Annotated in this window: 13 protein-coding genes; 11 read left to right on the forward strand and 2 right to left on the reverse strand. The window is 75.4% G+C overall.

Annotated features, from left to right (window positions below; genetic code table 11):
• Window positions 1-13 precede the first annotated feature (13 nt).
• A complete protein-coding gene (locus tag OG802_RS02090) occupies window positions 14-679 on the reverse strand; it encodes a TetR/AcrR family transcriptional regulator (protein ID WP_329406558.1) in 666 nt (221 codons plus the stop codon).
• A 133-nt stretch (window positions 680-812) separates the two neighbouring features.
• On the opposite strand from OG802_RS02090, the gene OG802_RS02095 reads away from it, so the two are divergent.
• The 3 genes from OG802_RS02095 (at window position 813) to OG802_RS02105 (ending at window position 3,573) form a co-directional block, all read left to right on the forward strand.
• The gene (locus OG802_RS02095) at window positions 813-1,442 is read left to right on the forward strand and encodes an alpha-ketoglutarate-dependent dioxygenase AlkB (protein ID WP_329406561.1); all 630 of its coding nucleotides are present in this window, start codon (window positions 813-815) and stop codon (window positions 1,440-1,442) included.
• Between the two features lie 136 nt (window positions 1,443-1,578).
• Window positions 1,579-2,328, forward strand: coding sequence for an MBL fold metallo-hydrolase (locus OG802_RS02100; protein WP_329406564.1), 750 nt, complete (start codon window positions 1,579-1,581; stop codon window positions 2,326-2,328).
• A 9-nt stretch (window positions 2,329-2,337) separates the two neighbouring features.
• A complete protein-coding gene (locus OG802_RS02105) occupies window positions 2,338-3,573 on the forward strand; it encodes a DUF4032 domain-containing protein (protein WP_329406566.1) in 1,236 nt (411 codons plus the stop codon).
• 57 nt (window positions 3,574-3,630) lie between these two features.
• Here the strand turns inward: OG802_RS02105 and OG802_RS02110 are convergent, their stop codons facing one another.
• Window positions 3,631-4,503, reverse strand: coding sequence for a universal stress protein (locus OG802_RS02110; protein WP_329406569.1), 873 nt, complete (start codon window positions 4,501-4,503; stop codon window positions 3,631-3,633).
• Between the two features lie 61 nt (window positions 4,504-4,564).
• Here OG802_RS02110 and OG802_RS02115 point away from each other — a divergent pair, with 61 nt between their 5' ends.
• From OG802_RS02115 to OG802_RS02150, 8 genes are all read left to right on the forward strand, one after another.
• Window positions 4,565-4,921, forward strand: coding sequence for a VOC family protein (locus tag OG802_RS02115; protein ID WP_329406570.1), 357 nt, complete (start codon window positions 4,565-4,567; stop codon window positions 4,919-4,921).
• Window positions 4,922-5,066: 145 nt separating this feature from the next.
• On the forward strand, window positions 5,067-6,743 hold the full coding sequence (locus OG802_RS02120; RefSeq protein WP_329406572.1) for an FAD-dependent oxidoreductase: 1,677 nt from the start codon (window positions 5,067-5,069) through the stop codon (window positions 6,741-6,743).
• Window positions 6,740-8,245, forward strand: a complete 1,506-nt coding sequence (locus OG802_RS02125; protein ID WP_329406574.1) for an ATP-binding protein — start codon at window positions 6,740-6,742, stop codon at window positions 8,243-8,245. Before OG802_RS02120 ends, OG802_RS02125 begins: the two co-directional genes overlap by 4 nt.
• On the forward strand, window positions 8,242-8,595 hold the full coding sequence (locus OG802_RS02130; protein WP_329406576.1) for a UBP-type zinc finger domain-containing protein: 354 nt from the start codon (window positions 8,242-8,244) through the stop codon (window positions 8,593-8,595). Before OG802_RS02125 ends, OG802_RS02130 begins: the two co-directional genes overlap by 4 nt.
• A gap of 77 nt (window positions 8,596-8,672) precedes the next feature.
• Complete coding sequence (locus OG802_RS02135) at window positions 8,673-11,660, forward strand: helix-turn-helix transcriptional regulator (protein WP_329406579.1); 2,988 nt, start codon at window positions 8,673-8,675, stop codon at window positions 11,658-11,660.
• Window positions 11,661-11,972: 312 nt separating this feature from the next.
• Window positions 11,973-13,073: a tetratricopeptide repeat protein gene (locus tag OG802_RS02140; RefSeq protein WP_329406582.1), complete on the forward strand. Its 1,101-nt coding sequence runs from the start codon at window positions 11,973-11,975 to the stop codon at window positions 13,071-13,073.
• A complete protein-coding gene (locus tag OG802_RS02145; protein WP_443055165.1) occupies window positions 13,070-14,134 on the forward strand; it encodes a polyprenyl synthetase family protein in 1,065 nt (354 codons plus the stop codon). The genes OG802_RS02140 and OG802_RS02145 overlap by 4 nt, the downstream gene beginning before the upstream one ends.
• Before the next feature lie 360 nt (window positions 14,135-14,494).
• Window positions 14,495-15,454: a pyridoxal-phosphate dependent enzyme gene (locus OG802_RS02150; protein ID WP_329406584.1), complete on the forward strand. Its 960-nt coding sequence runs from the start codon at window positions 14,495-14,497 to the stop codon at window positions 15,452-15,454.
• Window positions 15,455-15,701: the final 247 nt, after the last annotated feature.

A 15,701-nucleotide genomic window follows, 5' to 3' on the forward strand; every position in this document is an offset into this window, starting at 1 on the left:
TGGGTTGCCTTTCTCATTCGGAACATCCGGGAGGGGTGCTGCCGTCGGTCAGCAGCGCGGTGAGGAGTTGCTTCAGCCAGCCGCGGGCGCGGTCGACGTCCCTGTCCAGCAGCAGTTGGGTGGTGACCCCGTCGTAGGCGGCGACCACCGCGCGGGCGGCGGAGTCGGCGTCGCCGAGGACGGCGGGCAGCGGGGTGTGGCCGCGCGCCCGGGCCAGCCGGTCGGCGATCGCCTCGCGCAGCCTGGAGCGGTGCTCGAGCAGGGTCTGCGCGACCGTGGCGTCGCGGGCGGCGTGCACCAGGAAGTCCGTCTTCACCAGCAGCCAGTCGAGGTCGAGGAGGAGGACCTCGGTGACGCGGTCCACGGAGGCCGGCACGGCGAGGTCGGGTCCGTCGCCGGCGAGGGCGTCGGCGACCTGCCGGGCGATGAGGCCGGCGCGCTCCCGGTACAGGGCGAAGAACAGCTCGTCCAGGCTGGCGAAGTTGGAGTAGAAGGCGCCCCTGCTGTAGCCGGCGGCGTCGCAGACCTCCTCGATGGAGACCCGTCCGAAGCCCTTGGAGGCGAACACGGCAAAGGCGGCGTCGAGCAGGTTGGCGCGGGTGCGGGCCCGCCGCCGGGTGACGCGCACCGCCGGCTCCCGCTGCGGTTCGGGCTGCGGTTCCGGCTGCGGTTCGGCCATGGAGGAACCTCCGTTCGATACGGGAATGTATCCGATACACCGATGTATCGAAAGAGCCGGAGCGCCCTCGCGGTCACCTGAGTGCCACCAGCTCCACACGAACACACTTTCGATTGAGGCGTACGCTGGTCGTATGACCGCGCACCACCTTCAGGGCTCCCTCTTCGACCAGGCCGACGAACTGCGGCTCGGCCCGCTCGACGGGATCCGCCGCACCGTGCTCGGCGCGGGCGCCTGGATCGACGTGCTGCCGGGCTGGCTCACCGGCTCGGACGCGCTCTTCGAGCACCTGGCGGCCGAGGTCCCGTGGCACGCCGAGCGCCGGGCCATGTACGACAGCGTCGTCGACGTGCCGCGCCTGCTGGCGTTCTACGGGGCGGGCGAGAGCCTGCCGCACCCGGTGCTGGAGGAGGCCCGCCGCGCCCTGTCCGCGCACTACGCCGACGAGCTGGGCGAGCCGTTCGTCACCGCCGGCCTGTGCCACTACCGCGACGGGCGGGACAGCGTCGCCTGGCACGGCGACCGGATCGGCCGCGGCGCCCGGACCGACACGATGGTCGCGATCCTCTCCGTGGGCTCCCCGCGCGACCTGCTGCTGCGTCCCGCGGGCGGCGGCGAGACCGTGCGGCGCCCGCTGGGGCACGGCGACCTGATCGTGATGGGCGGCTCCTGCCAGCGGACCTGGGAACACTGCGTCCCCAAGTCCACCCGCGCCGCCGGACCGCGCATCAGCGTCCAGTTCCGCCCCCGCGGGGTGCGCTGAGCCCGCGCGACGCGACCGGGCCCGCACGGGCCGGACACGGTTCCCGCCCCGCGGGCGGAGCCCTGCCCTCCGCCCGTCCGCGGCGGTCTGCTTTGCTGTCCCCGTCGGGCACCTCGCGAAGGACACGGGACGGGTCATGCGGGCAGACGTACGGCAAGTGGCGGACGGCACCTACCTGGTGCACGGCAGCAACACCAACTGGGTGATCCTCACGGACGGGGACGCGGTCACCCTGATCGACACCGGCTACCCGGGCGACCGGGGACTGGTCCTCGACTCCCTGGCATCCGTGGGCAGTTCGCCGGAGGCCGTCACGGCCGTGCTCGTCACGCACGCCCACAACGACCACCTCGGCTCCGCCGAGCACCTGCGCACCGCGTACGGCGTCCCGGTGTACCTGCACGAGGCCGAAGTGCCGCACGCCCGCCGCGACTTCCTCCAGCAGGTGAGCGTCGGGGAGGTGCTGCGCAACGCCTGGCGGCCGGGGGTACTGCCGTGGATGGTGCACGCGCTGCGCTCCGGCGGCACCGAACAGCACCCGGTCACCGCGCCCGAGGCGTTCCCGGTCGCCGAGGGCCCCCTGGACCTGCCCGGCCGGCCGGTCCCGGTGCACACCCCGGGCCACACCGACGGGCACACCGTCTACCACCTCCCGGAGCGCGGGATCCTGGTGTCCGGCGACGCCCTGGTCAGCGGACACCCGACGTCGCGTCTGCGCGGCCCGCAACTGCTGCCGGACATGTTCCACCACGAGAAGGCCCGCGCGGTCGCCTCGCTCGACGTGATCGCCGGGCTGACCGGCGAGCTGCTGCTGCCCGGGCACGGGCCGCTCCACCAGGGGCCCGTGCGGGCGGCGGCCGAGCAGGCCCGCGAACGCGCCGTCTAAGGTCGGGCCATGGCTTTGCAGATCAGCGCCACCAACCCGGAGCACCCGGCACTCCTGCTGGAGCTGCCCTGGCAGCTGCCCCTGGAGGAGTGGCCCGAAGAGGTCCTGGTGCCGCTACCGCGCGGCATCTCCCGGCACGTGGTGCGCTACGCCCGCGCCGGCGACGAGGTGATCGCCGTCAAGGAGCTCGCCGAGCGGCCCGCGCTGCGCGAGTACGAGCTGCTGCGCGACCTCGACCGGATCGGCATCCCGGCCGTCGACCCGCTGGCCGTCGTCACCGGCCGCGCCGACGACGACGGGGCGCCGCTCGAACCGGTGCTGGTCACACGGCACCTGGGCGGTTCGATGCCGTACCGCTCGATGTTCGAGACGACGATGCGTCCGGCCACCATGCACCGGCTGATGGACGCCCTCGCGGTCCTGCTGGTGCGGCTGCACCTCGCCGGTTTCGCCTGGGGCGACTGCTCGCTGTCCAACACGCTGTTCCGGCGCGACGCGGGCGCCTACGCCGCCTATCTCGTGGACGCCGAGACCGGAGACCTGCACCCGCAGCTGAGCACCGGCCAGCGCGAGTACGACCTCGACCTCGCCCGCGTCAACATCAGCGGCGAACTGCTCGACCTGGAGGCCTCCGGGGCGCTGCACCCCTCGGTGGACCCGATCGAATTCGGCATGGAGATCTGCGCCCGCTACGGCGCGCTGTGGGAGGAGCTGACCCGCACGTCGGTCTACCCGGCGGGCAAGTACCACTACATCGAGCGCCGGATCCGCCGACTCAACGAGCTGGGCTTCGACGTCGCGGAGATGCAGATCGAGCACTCCTCCAACGGCGACACGGTCACCTTCGTGCCGAAGGTCGTCGACGCGGGCCACCACCAGCGCCAGCTGCTGCGGCTGACGGGCCTGGACACCGAGGAGAACCAGGCCCGGCGGCTGCTGAGCGACCTGGAGAGCTGGATGGCCACCCAGGACGACTACGCCCCCGGCGACCCGCTCGCGGCCCGCCCCGAAGTGCTGGCGCACCGCTGGGTGCGGGACGTCTTCCGGCCCACCGTGCGCGCGGTCCCGCTGGACCTGCGCGGCTCCATGGACTCGGCGGAGATCTACCACGAGCTGCTCGAACACCGCTGGTACCTGTCGGAGCGCGCGCAGCACGACATCGGGCTCGACACCGTCGTCGAGGACTACGTCGCCCACATCCTGCCCAAGGCGCGCGAGACCCTGGAGCCGACCCTCCCGGAGTGACTCCGGGAGGGCCCGGCCGGATCCGGGGCGGCCCCGGGGGCCGCGGATCCGGGCGTGTCAGTCGTGGGGCACGACGGCGACCGGGCAGTCCGCGTGGTGCAGGACGCCGTACGCCACAGAACCGATCCACGCCCCGACCGCCGTGCGGTGGGCGCGCCGGCCGACCACCATCAGCTGCGCCCGTCCGGAGACCGACAGCAGCACCTCGGCCGCGCTGCCCATCTCCACGTGCTCCACCACCGGCACGTCGGGGAACCGCTCCCTCCACGGCCGCACCGCCTCGGCCAGCGCCTTCTTCTCGTACGGCTCCAGGCCGCCGGCCTCGTCGAGCAGCCTGAGCGAGCCGGGGCTGTAGGCGAACACCGGCGGCAGCGTCCAGGCCCGCACCACGCGCACGCCCGCGCCGCGCGCGGCCGCCGTCTCGAACGCGAAGCGCAGGGCGGCCGCGCTGTCCTCGGGCTCGCCCTGCTGGCCGACGACGATCTCGTGGCCGGCCACCTCGGAGGAGGGCCGGTCCCCGGCCCGCACCAGCACGACGGGACACGCGGCCTCGGCGATCACCTGCCGGCCCACCGACCCGAGCAGGAACCCGACGACGGCGCCGTGCCCGCGCGAGCCGAGCACCAGCAGCTCCGCGCCGGCCGCGGCGGCGACCAGCGACTCCACCGGGCCGCCCTCGTCGACGTCGACGCTGACGCCCAGCGCCGGGTGCCGCTCGGCGACCGCGGCCACGGCGCGCCGCACGGCCTCGCGCACCCATCGCTCCTGCGCGTCGCGGTCGGCCACCTCGGCCGCCGCGTTCGGCTGGAACCGCCAGGCGTGCACCACCCGCAGCGCCAGGTCGCGCCGTACCGCCTCGCGGGCCGCCCAGGCGAGCGCCGCGAGGCTCTCGTCCGTTCCGTCGATCCCCGCCGTGATCGGGCCCGTCATCCCGTCGCCTCCTCGTGTCGTGCTCACATCCGTCGGCCCCAGTCTTCACTACGCTGCCGGCATGACTTTGGAGTGGGAGCAGACGGTCGTCGACGCGGCCGACCCGGCGGCTCTGGGACGCTGGTGGGCGGCGGCCCTCGGCTGGGCGGTCGTCGGCGACGCGGCCGACGAGTACGAGATCCGCCCGCACCCGGACCGGCTGCCGGGACTCGTCTTCGTCCCGGTGCCGGAGGGCAAGACGGTGAAGAACCGGCTCCACCTGGACTTCCGCCCCGACGACCAGCGCGCCGAGGTGGACCGCCTGCTGTCCCTGGGCGCCCGCCGCGCGGACGTCGGCCAGGGCGAGCAGCCGTGGGTGGTGCTGGCCGACCCGGAGGGGAACGAGTTCTGCGTGCTGGGAGCCCGGCGGCGGGGTTGACGGCGAGTGCCCGGTCCTGTGCCGGGAGCGCACGGTCCGGCGGCGTCCCGGAGCGGGCGGGGGCGATCGAACATACGATGGGCGGAGCCGGCACGGGGCTTCGCCGTGCCGCGACGAGCAACGACCCTCTCGGGGTGGGAGACGCATGGCACAGGCCGCCGACGGCGCGCGGACCGTCATCCTGACCGTGGACGACGACCCGGGGGTCTCCCGGGCCGTCGCCCGTGACCTCAGGCGCCGCTACGGCGCTTCGTACCGCATCGTGCGGGCCGAGTCCGGCGAGTCCGCGCTGGACGCCCTGCGCGAGCTGAAGCTCCGCGGCGACCTGGTGGCCGTCATCCTGGCCGACTACCGGATGCCGCAGATGAACGGCATCGAGTTCCTCGAACAGGCCCTGGACGTGTACCCGGGCGCACGGCGGGTGCTGCTGACCGCGTACGCGGACACCGGCGCGGCGATCGACGCGATCAACGTCGTCGACCTCGACCACTACCTGCTCAAGCCCTGGGACCCGCCCGAGGAGAAGCTGTACCCGGTCCTGGACGACCTGCTGGAGGCCTGGCGGACCGGCGACCACCGGCCCGTGCCGGCCACGAAGGTCGTCGGGCACCGCTGGTCGGCCCGCTCCTCCGAGGTCCGGGAGTTCCTGGCCCGCAACCAGGTGCCCTACCGCTGGTACTCCGCCGACGAGCCGGAGGGGCGGCGGCTGCTCGCGGCGGCCGGCGTGGACGGGCAGCGGCTGCCGCTGGTGGTCACCGCCGACGGCACGCCCCTGGTCGAGCCGGACGCGCCCGCACTGGCCGCCCACGTGGGGCTCGCGACCACGCCGACGGCCGACTTCTACGACCTCGTGGTGATCGGCGGCGGACCGGCCGGTCTGGGCGCGGCGGTGTACGGGGCGTCCGAGGGGCTGCGCACGGTCCTCGTGGAGCGGTCGGCGACCGGCGGACAGGCCGGTCAGAGCTCCCGCATCGAGAACTACCTGGGTTTCCCCGACGGTGTGTCCGGGGCGCAGCTCACCGACCGGGCCCGGCGGCAGGCGGCCAAGTTCGGCGCCGAGATCCTCACCGCGCGCGAGGTGACGGGGCTGGAGGTCAACGGCTCCGCGCGCGTCGTGCGGTTCTCCGACGGCTCGGCGGTGGCCGCGCACAGCGTGATCCTCGCGACCGGCGTCTCCTACCGGCAGCTGGCCGCGCCGGGCTGCGACGACCTGACGGGCTGCGGGGTGTTCTACGGGTCCGCGCTCACCGAGGCGTCCTCCTGCCAGGGCCAGGACGTGTACATCGTGGGCGGCGCCAACTCCGCCGGGCAGGCGGCGATGTACCTGGCCAGGGGCGCCAAGTCGGTCACGCTGCTGGTGCGCGGGGAGTCGCTCACGGCGTCGATGTCGTACTACCTGATCCAGCAGATCGAGGAGGCGCCGAACATCTCGGTGCGCCCCGGAACCGTCGTCGAGGCCGCGCACGGCGACGGCCGCCTCGAGCAGCTGACGTTGCGGGACGTGGCGAGCGGGCGGACCGAACTCGTCGACGCGCAGTGGATGTTCGTGTTCATCGGCGCCGCCCCGCTGACCGACTGGCTGGACGGCACGGTGCTGCGCGACGAGCGCGGATTCATCCTCGCCGGCCCCGACCTCACGCCGGACGGGCGGCCGCCGGCGGCCTGGGAGCTGGACCGGCCGCCCTACCACCTGGAGACCAACATCCCCGGGGTGTTCGTGGCGGGCGACGCGCGCGCGGAGTCCGCCAAGCGGGTCGCGTCCGCCGTCGGAGAGGGAGCCATGGCCGTGATGCTCGTCCACCGATACCTGGAGCAGTCATGAGCGGGACGCCGATGCCGTGCAGCCCGGCCGAGATCAGCTCGCTGTTCCTGTTCGAGAAGCTCACCCCGGAGCAGCTGGGGCGGCTGTGCGGCGAGGGCCGCGTGGAGCGGTTCGAACCGGGCCCGGTGTACACCGAGGGCGATCCGGCGACCTGCTTCTACGTGATGCTGGACGGCACGGTCGTGCTCTACCGCCGGGTCGGCGCGGACGACGTCGAGGTCAGCCGCACCTCCCAGCGCGGGGTGTACGCCGGGGCCATGCAGGCCTACCTGGGCGACCGGGTGCCGCAGGTCTACAACAACTCGATGCGGGTGACCGAGCCGACGCGGTTCTTCGTGCTGCCCGCCGAGTCGTTCTCGGCCGTCATGCGGGAGTGGTTCCCGATGGCGGCCCATCTGCTGGAGGGGCTGTTCTTCGGTTCGAAGAACAGCCAGCGGGCCATCGGCCAGCGTGAACGGCTGCTGGCGCTGGGCTCGTTGTCGGCCGGTCTGACGCACGAGCTGAACAACCCGGCGGCGGCGGCCGTGCGGGCCACCGCCACGCTGCGCGAGCGGGTGGCGAAGATGCGGCACAAGCTCGCCGTCATCGCGTCCGGCGCGTACGACCCGGAGGCGCTGACCCGGCTGATCGAGATCCAGGAGCGCACGGCCGAACTGGTCGCCAAGGCCCCGGTGCTGAGCCCGCTGGAGGCGTCCGACCGGGAGGACGCGCTCGCCGACTGGCTCGACGACCACGACATCGAGGAGGGCTGGCGGGTCGCGCCGACGTTCGTCCAGGCCGGGCTCGACGTGGACTGGCTGGAGCAGGTCGCGGCCGCCGTCGAGCCGGACATCCTGCCCGGCGCGGTCGGATGGCTCAACTACACGGTCGAGACCGAGCTGTTGATGGACGAGATCGACGACTCCACCAACCGCATCTCGCATCTCGTCGACGCCGCCAAGCAGTACTCGCAGCTCGACCGCGCCCCCTACCGGATCGTCGACGTGCACGAACTGCTCGACTCCACCCTGCTGATGCTGTCGGGCAAGATCGGCCGGCGCATCGAGGTCGTCAAGGACTACGACCGCACGCTGCCGCCCGTCCCGGCCTACCCGGCCGAGCTGAACCAGGTGTGGACGAACCTGGTCGACAACGCCGTGTTCGCCGTCGACAGCGCCGGCGGGGAGGGCACGCTGACCGTGCGCACCGCGCGCGAGAGCGACCGGCTGCTGGTGGAGTTCCGGGACACCGGGCCCGGCATCCCGCCGGAGATCCGCGAGCGGATCTTCGACCCCTTCTTCACCACCAAGCCGGTCGGCGAGGGCACCGGCCTGGGCCTGGACATCTCCTGGCGGATCGTCGTCAACAAGCACCACGGCAGCCTGCACGTGGAGTCCGTGCCGGGCGACACCCGGTTCCAGGTGCTGCTGCCGCTGACCGCCCCCGACCCCGAGGACGCCCCCGGCGACGCCGGGAGCGCCGAGAACACGGCCACCGCCGACAACGCCGAGGAGACGGTATGAGCGACGTGGAATCCATCGATCCGAACGTCCCGCCCAGCGGCGCGGGCTGCGTGGACTGCGACGCGTCCGGCGGCTGGTGGTTCCATCTGCGCCGCTGCGCCGCCTGCGGGCACATCGGCTGCTGCGACTCCTCCCCCGCCCAGCACGCCACCGCGCACTACAGGGCCACCGGGCATCCCCTGGTGCGCAGTTACGAGCCCGGCGAGGCGTGGTTCTGGGACTACTCCGCCGACGAGCTGTACGAGTCCGGGCCCGACCTCGCCCCGCCCGAGAGCCATCCCGCGGAGCAGCCGACGCCCGGGCCGGCCGGCCGGGTGCCCGCGGACTGGGCGCGCTCCCTGCGCCGCTGAGCCCTGCCGGTTCTCCCGGCGGGGCCGCGTTCCTGGTCGCGGGCCGCGTCCTGCGCGGCGCGTGCCAGGATGGAGCCGTGCCGCAGACCGTGTTCGCCACTCCGTTCATCGGCCGGGAAGAGGAACTCGCCCGCCTCTCCGGCGTGCTGGAGCGCGCCCGGACCGGGGAGGCCCGCGCGGTGCTCGTCGCCGGGGACGCGGGCGTGGGCAAGACACGGGTGCTCGACGAGACGGCGGCGCGGGCCGCGCGCGCCGGCATGACCGTGCTCACCGGGCACTGTGTGGACCTGGGCGACGTGGGCCTGCCGTATCTGCCGTTCACGGAGATCCTGGGCCTGCTCGCCGCGGACGGCCGGTTCGCCTCCGTCCTCGCCGCGCACCCGGTGGTCGACCGGCTGCTCGGCACCGGCGCGCGCGGCACGGCGGACGACGACGGCGCCGCTCCCCCGGACGGCGGCGGGCGGCTGCGGCTGCTGGAGGGCATGGCGTCACTGTTCGCCGACCTCTCCGAGGTCACCCCGCTGCTCCTCGTCCTGGAGGATCTGCACTGGGCCGACCCGTCCTCCCGCGACCTGTTGCGCTTCCTGCTCAGCCGCGGGTTCCTCCAGCGGCCCGCGGGCGAGGGGCCGGGGCACCGGCTGGCGGTCCTGGCCTCCTACCGGGCCGACGACCTGCACCGCCGCCACCCGTTCCGTCCGCTGCTGGCCGAGCTGGTGCGGCTGCCGTCCGTGGACCGGCTGGAGCTGCGGCCGCTGGCGGACGCCGACGTGGCCCGGCTGGTGCGCGCCCTGGAGGACCGTCCGCTGCCGGAGGCCACGGTGCGCCGGATCGTGGAGCGCGCGGAGGGCAACGCCTTCTACGCGGAGGAGCTGGTGGCGGCCCGGGACGCGGAGTCCGGCGGGGTGCCCAGCGGCCTGGCCGATCTGCTGCTCATCCGGGTCGAGCAGCTCACCGACACGGCCCAGCAGGTGCTGCGCACGGCCGCCGTGGCGGGCCGGCGGGTGGACCACGACCTGCTGCGGGACGCGGTGGGGCTGCCCGAGGAGGAGCTGGAGTCGGCGCTGCGGGAGGCGGTCGGCCGGCAGCTCCTGGTCGCCGGGGACGACGGCACGTACGCCTTCCGGCACGCCCTCGCGCGCGAGGCGGTCTACGCCGACCTGCTCCCCGGTGAGCGGTCGCGTCTGCACGGGGCGTTCGCCGCTCTGCTGGCCGGCCGCGGGCGGCGCGCCGACACCGCCGCGGAACGCGCCCACCACTACCGCGAGAGCCACGACCCGGGTGAGGCGCTCGCCGCCTCGCTGGAGGCCGCCGACCACGCGCGGCGGGTCGGCGCGCCGGCCGAGGAACTGCATCATCTGGAAGCGGTCCTCGATCTGTGGGAGTCCGCGCCCGCCTCGGCCCTGCCGTCCGGCGAGGGAGGCGACCGGGTGACGCTGATGCTGCGCGCCTCGGCGGCGGCAGCGCACGCCGGGGAGGCGCACCGGGCGGTCTCCCTGACGCGGGCCGCGCTCGCCGGAGTCGGCCAGGACACCGACTCCGAGCTGGCCGCGCGCGTGCGTTACACGCTCGCCGGCACCCTCATGGGCGTCGACAGTCTGACGGCCGCGTTCGCCTACAGCAGCGAGGCGCTGGCGATGATCCCGGCCGAACCGCCGTCGCCGACGTGGGTGTGGGCCGCCGCCACCCATGTCCTGGCGGCGCGTCAGGTCGGTGACACGGACACCGCGCTGCGGGTCGCCCGGCAGGCGCTGGGCGTGGCCGAGCGGCTCGGGCTGCCGGACGCGCGCGCCGACCTGCTGGTGTCGCTGGCCAACCTGGAGGGCGACGGCCGCCGCTCCCCCGAGGGGCGGGCCCGGCTGGAGGAGGCGAGGGAGCTGGCGCGGCGCGGGGGCAACGCCCCGGTGGAGATGCGGGCCCTGTTCTCGCTGGCGATCGGGGCCTACGAGGCCGGGGAGCCCGGCCGGTGCCTGCCCTGGCTGGCCGAGGGCCTGGACCGGGCCCGCCGGGCGGGTCTGCTGTCCTCGCCGTATCCGCTGGAGATGCGCTATCTGCAACTCCTGGTGCTCTACACCCTGGGCCGGTGGGAAGAGTGCCTGCGCACGGCGGCGAACGATCTGGCGGTGGTCCCGGCGTCGGGGGGCTTCGCGCTCGGCCCCACGCTGTACGTCGCCCTCGCGCGCGGTGAGCGCGGCGCCGTCGAGCGGGCGCAGGCGCTCGTCGAAGGGCGGCACGACTGGATGGCGGCGCTCGTCGCGGGGATCGTCCTGACCGACGCGGCGGCGCTGAGCGGTGACGCGGAGGCCGCCGTGGCGCGGCTGCGGTCCTCGGTCGAGTCGTTGACGGACGAGTCGGGGACCCGTCCGGACGTCGTCGTCCGGCTCACGGCGCTGGCCCTGACGGCGGTCACGGAGGCGGCCGCCGCGGCACGGCGCGAGGGCGACGGGAGCGGGGCCCGCCGCTGGTCCGCCGTCGCGGCCGAACTGCTGGAGCCGGCCCGGGAGGCGACCCTGCACGGTCAGACCGGCGCGCCGCAGGGCCCCGAGGGGCGGGCCTGGCTGGCCCGTGCGGAGGCCGAGTGCGCGTGGGCCGTCTCCGGTCCGGACCCGGACGCCTGGGAGGGGGCGGTGCGGGCCTTCGGATACGGCGACCCGTACGAACTGGCCCGCTGCCGGCTGCGGTACGCCCAGGCCCTGCTCGCGGCGGGCCGGGGCGAGGAGGCGACGGCGCAGGCGCTCGCGGTGCGGGAGGCGGCCGGGCGCCTGGGCGCCACGCCCCTGTCCGGGCGGGCGGACGCCGTGCTCCGCGCCGCCCGCCCGGCGGCGGGCCCGTCGGGAGCGCGCGACCGCTCGCCGGCCCTGACGGCCCGTGAGCGGGACGTCCTGCGACTGCTCGCGCTCGGCCGCAGCAACCGGCAGATCGGGGAGGAGCTCTTCATCAGCGGCAAGACGGCGAGCGTCCACGTCTCCAACATCCTCGCCAAGCTGGGCGCGTCCGGCCGCACGGAGGCGGTGGCGATCGCCTACCGCGAGCACCTGATCCCACCGGAGCCGGGCGCGACGGGCTGACCGGGGCCCGGCCGAGCGGGCCGACGCGCCCGGTCCGGAGGGCCGACGGCAGACACCGACGCGAGATACAGGCCTCCCGCACGTCAACTCCCCTGCCGTGCGGCGCGGTTCGCTCCGGCCGCCGCACGAGGTGATCTCGACCTCACAGGCAACCCCGCCCCCGTCGGCAGCGTCTTGCCCGGCAACACAACCGACTATACCCATCGTGTATACACAGCGTGCATATACGCGTACGCGCAGCCGCCGCGGCACCCCCGGCACTCCCCCCGTGCCGTGGCCGCGCGGCGCGCACGGTGGCGGCGAAAGGAACCGATGTACGGCAAGGCATTCGCCCCGGAGTACCAGGGCGCCCTCACCACCCTCTCCGTGAACTCCTCGCTGGACGACGTGCTGGCCGCCGGCACCGCCCGGCTGCGGGCGGCCGAACAAGCCGGCGAGCAGGGCGAGGCGGCCCGCTCGGGGCTCGCGGTCGCCGAGGCCCACCGGCGGCTGGGACAGATACGGGAGGCCGACCGGGCCTGGAAGGCGAGCTACCGGGCGGCCCGCGACGCGGGGGACGTCGCCGCGATGGCGTGGGCCCTGTGGAGCGGCGGCACCCTGGCCCGGCAGCGGGGCGCGTTCGCGCTGGCCCGGCGGCTCCTGGGTCTGGCGGCGGAGTTCGGCGAGCGCGGCGGCGACATCGTCGTGCGCGGCTACTCGCTGGCCGGGCTCGCCGAGACCGGGCGCATCCAGGGCGACTACGACGCCGTCGGCAGACTGCACGAGCAGCTGCTGGCCGAGGCCCGCAGGCGCGGCGAGGCACGGCACACGGTGTGGGCCCTGGAGGGCATCGCCCAGATGCACCGCAACCGCGGCGACCACGACACCGCGTACGCGCTGTTCGAGGAGGCCGCCGAGATCGCCGCCAAGGCGGAGGACCGGCGCGGTCGCGCCTGGGCGCTGCGCGGACTGGCCGACATCGTCTCCGTCCGCGACGGGGACGCCGACCGCGCCCTGCGCCTGCTCGCGGAGGCCGAGGAGTCCTGCCGCGCGATGAACCTGTCCGGCGCCCTGGCCTACAACCACAAGATGCGCGGCAACGTCTTCTACCGCGCGGGCCGTTACGGCGAGGCCTGTGACCTGTACGAGCAGGCGCTGGACGAGTTCCGCGCGATGGGCGAGCCGCGCGGCGAGGCCCTGGCCCGCCTCGGCCTGGCGAAGTCGCTGGCGCGCCTGGGCCGCGACCGGGACGAGACGGCCGCCGAACTGGCCGACCTGGCGCGGGTGCTGGAGCGCATCGGGCTGCGGCACGCCCGCGAGATGGTCGCCCATGCGCAGCGCGAACTGGGTCTCGAACCGCGTCTCGAACCGGTCCCGGACGACCCGGACGACGCCGGGGCGACGGGCCGGACGCGGACGCAGGCCGCCCGGTGACCGCGCTCGACTCCGCGGTGCGCGAGCCCGGGACCGCCCTCACGTCCGCACCCGACGCCCGCCAAGTCCTCGCCCGCTGCCGCGGGTTGGCGGGACCCGCGCTGCGGGAGGCCGTCGGGCGGTCGCACCCCTGGGTGGCCGAGATCGCCGGCTACTCCTTCGGCTGGTGCGAGGTCGGCGGGGCGCCCGCTACCGGCTCCGACGGCAAGGGGCTGCGCCAGGCCCTCGCGGTGCTCGGCGCGGAGGCGGCCGGCGCGCCCGCGCGGGCGGGGGTGCCCGCGGCGGTGGCGGTGGAACTCGTGCACGCCTTCTCCCTGCTCCACGACGACGTCATGGACGGGGACCCGGTCCGGCGGGGGCGCGCCACCGTGTGGAAGGCGTACGGCACCGGAGCGGCGGTGCTCGCGGGGGACGCGCTGTTCGCCCTGGCCGTCGAGACGCTCGCCCGCCGGCCCCACCCGGCCGGCGCCGAGGCCGTGCGCATGCTGTCGGGCGCCCTCGGCGACCTCGTCCGCGGACAGGCCGACGACCTGCTGTTCGCCGACCGGCCCTGGACCGGGCCGGAGCGGGTGCGACCGCGGGCCTACCGGGCGATGGCCGAGGGCAAGACCGGCGCCCTGCTGGGCTGTGCGGCCGCCCTGGGGGCCGTCCTCGGCGGTGCGCCCACGGCCACGGCGGCCGCGCTGGACCGGGCGGGCCGCCACCTCGGGATCGCGTTCCAGGTCGTCGACGACGTCCTGGGGCTGTGGGGCGACCCGTCCGTCACGGGCAAGCCCGTCCACGGAGATCTGCGGGAGGGCAAGAAGACGTTCCCGGTGCTCGCGGCCCTCGACTCACCGGATCCCGCGGCCCGCCGGCTGGCCTCCCTGCTGGAGCGGGGCGGCGATCCGGTCGAGGCCGCCGGGCTGGTAGAGGCGGCGGGCGGACGGGCGGCGGCGCTCGCCGAGGCGGGCCGGCAGCTCGCCGCCGCCGAGACGGCGCTCACCACGGCGCCCCTGGCCTCACGTCCCGTCCGCGACCTGCGCGCCCTGGCGGACTTCGCCGTGCGCCGGGACCTCTGACGCGGACTGCGGGACGGTGGGCGGCGGGACGCTGGGCGGCGGGACCGCGGCGGCGGACTACGGAACTGCGGGACGGCGGACGGCGGACGGCGGACCGCGGCGCTGCGGGACGGCAGACCGCGGACCGCGGGACGGCAGGCGGCAGACCGCGGACCGCGGGACGGCAGGCGGCAGACCGCGGACCGCGGGACGGCAGGCGGCAGACCGCGGGCCGCGGGACGGCAGGCGGCAGGCGGCAGGCGCGGGCCGCGGGCCGCGGGCCGCGGGCCGAGTTGACCACGGGCCCGGCGGCGGGCGAGTCTGCGAGGCGGAACAAGGCGCGGCCGACCTCCTCCCCGCCGCGCCGGAAGGGTGGCTGTGGTGATCGGCATCTCGGACATCGAGGCGGCCGCCGGGCGGATCGCCGGGCACGTCGTCCGCACCCCGACCGTGCCGAGCCCCGGCCTGTCGGCGCTGCTCGGCGTCCCGGTGACCGCGAAGCTCGAACTCCTCCAGCGCACCGGCTCGTTCAAGGCGCGCGGGGCGACGGCGAAGCTGCTGTCGCTGGGCGAGGAGGAGCGGGCGGCCGGGGTCGTCGCGGTGAGCGGCGGCAACCACGGCATCGCGCTCGCGGTCATGGCCGCCGCGCTGGACGTGAAGGCCACGGTGGTCATGCCGCGTTCGGCGCCCGCCCGCGCGGCCGAGATCGCGCGGACGGCCGGCGCGTCGGTGCGGCTGACCGACAGCATGGACGGCGCGTTCTCGCTGGCGGACCGCTTGCGGCAGGAGGGCCTCACGCCGGTGCACCCCTTCGACGACCCCTTCGTCGTCGCCGGGCAGGGCACGGTCGGCCTGGAGTTCGCCGACGACGCGGACGACGTCACGGACGTCGTGGTGAGCGTCGGGGGCGGCGGGCTGATCGCCGGTGTCGCCGCCGCCCTGCGCGCCCGCCGCCCGCGGGTGCGGGTCTGGGGCGTGGAGACCGAGGGCGCACAGGCGATGACCGAGGCGCTGGCGGCGGGCGGGCCGGTACCGGTGGCGCTGTCGTCGATCGTCTCCACGCTCAGCGCGCCGAGCGTCTCCCGGTTGACGTACGACCATGTGTCCGCCCTGGTCACCGAGGTGCTGAGCGTTTCCGACCGGGAGGCCGTGCGGGGCTGTCTGGAACTCGCCGAACACGCCAAGCTGTGGACCGAACCGGCCGCGGGCGCACTGCTGCCCGCCGCCCGGCAGGTCGTCGAGCGCATGGGCCCCGGCGTGCGGCTGGGCCTGGTCGTGTGCGGCGGCAACGCGACGACCGCGGACATGGCGGCCTGGACGGAGCGGTACGCGCTGCGCTGAGGGCGCTACGGCACGCCGGAGGCGGCGCCGGTCCGGCGCGGCGGCACTCCCCCGCGAGGTCCGCTCGACCGGGCGGCTCGTTCCCGGACGCCGCGTCGGCGATCGGCCCCCGCGGGTTCGCGCGGGGAAATCCGGCCAGGGCCGGGCGGCCCGTTCCCCCAGATTCGTTCGAACGGCCCGCCGTCGGCGTCCCGCGCGTTCCCCGTCCTCCACGTCCGCGCCTCTCCCGCACGCCGTCACGTTTGTG

Source organism: Streptomyces sp. NBC_00704 (genome assembly GCF_036226605.1).
Taxonomy (GTDB): Bacteria; Actinomycetota; Actinomycetes; order Streptomycetales; family Streptomycetaceae; genus Streptomyces.